A 1,104-nucleotide genomic window follows, 5' to 3' on the forward strand; every position below is an offset into this window, starting at 1 on the left:
CTAGGTTCTGTGTGATAAGTTTAATTGACATAGGATCGATCGATCTTTGTGTCCTTTGTGTCTTTGTGGTTCGTTCCACCCCCTCGCTCTTGAGAAATGTATCTTAGAATACATTTTACCCACCAAAGCTGGGAGAGCCGACTTTTTCCTAAGTTGTCAAATTCATCTAGTTTTCTAGAAATCTCGGCCAGAGCCGAAAAAATCAGCGACAATGATATAAATGGAGTTATCAACACAAGTAAAGCGATTATGACTGTAGCCACGACGAACGCCCGAGATATTTTCCGCTCCGCCTACGAAAACCGTTACACTTGGGATGAACGATTCCCCGGTTACACTGCCGATATTATCCTCACCCAAGGGGAGGAAGTCCATACGGGCAAAATTCAAGTTAATGCCGATTATAGTGTGGAAGTAACGGGCATTGATGACGAGAAAGTGCAAGAAAGTATCTATAATCAAATGCGCGACATCGTTACTCACCGCAAAAGAGGCAATTTTGAGGCTTCCCACGGCAAAAACCAGTTTAATTTCGGGCAAGATGATCCCACCGGTGCGGTAGAAATTCTTGTCACCGGCGATGCGATGGGGTCTAATTATAAAGTCCGCGGCCGGGAAATCTGTCAAGTCAGTCGAGTCATGGGACCGATGGCTTTTACTATTAATACCGAGGAAAGTCTCGATACGGGAGAAGGTTATATTTCTATTCGCTATAATGCCATTTTCCGCAATGCCAAAACCGATGAATTAAAGGGAAAACGTGACTTTAAGGAAACCTACGAAAAAATCGGTAATTATTATTTACCCTCCTGTCAAGTGATTAACGCAATCGATGCCGGGGGCGAAAAATCCACCACAGAATTTACTTTTATCAATCTGCAGCTTTTAGAATCTTAAGGGTTATCCCCGCCCAAAAAGCGTTAGGATCGAAGTAACTAAGTAGGTGGGTGTTAAAAATTGTCGGATCCCCCCGCCTATCGGCACCCCCCTTATCAAGGGGGGCAGGGGGGATCAAACCCCCCTTATCAAGGGTAGATCCCCCCGCCTATCGGCACCCCCCTTATCAAGGGTAGATCCCCCCGCCTATCGGCACCCCCCTTATCA

General features: G+C 45.9%; 1 protein-coding gene. It reads left to right on the forward strand.

Going from position 1 to position 1,104, the window contains the following annotated elements; all coding sequences use genetic code 11:
- The first annotated feature begins 249 nt into the window (after positions 1-249).
- Positions 250-897, forward strand: coding sequence for a DUF3386 domain-containing protein (locus tag ACE1AQ_RS04110; protein WP_374807910.1), 648 nt, complete (start codon positions 250-252; stop codon positions 895-897).
- The last annotated feature ends 207 nt before the right edge of the window (positions 898-1,104 follow it).

The organism is Microcystis sp. BLCC-F209 (genome assembly GCF_041928595.1).
In the GTDB taxonomy this organism is placed as follows: Bacteria; Cyanobacteriota; Cyanobacteriia; order Cyanobacteriales; family Microcystaceae; genus Microcystis.

Coding starts and splice junctions, on each gene's coding strand:
- ACE1AQ_RS04110 (WP_374807910.1), top strand. CDS start 250: ATGACTGTAGCCACGACGAACGCCCGAGATATTTTCCGCTCCGCCTAC.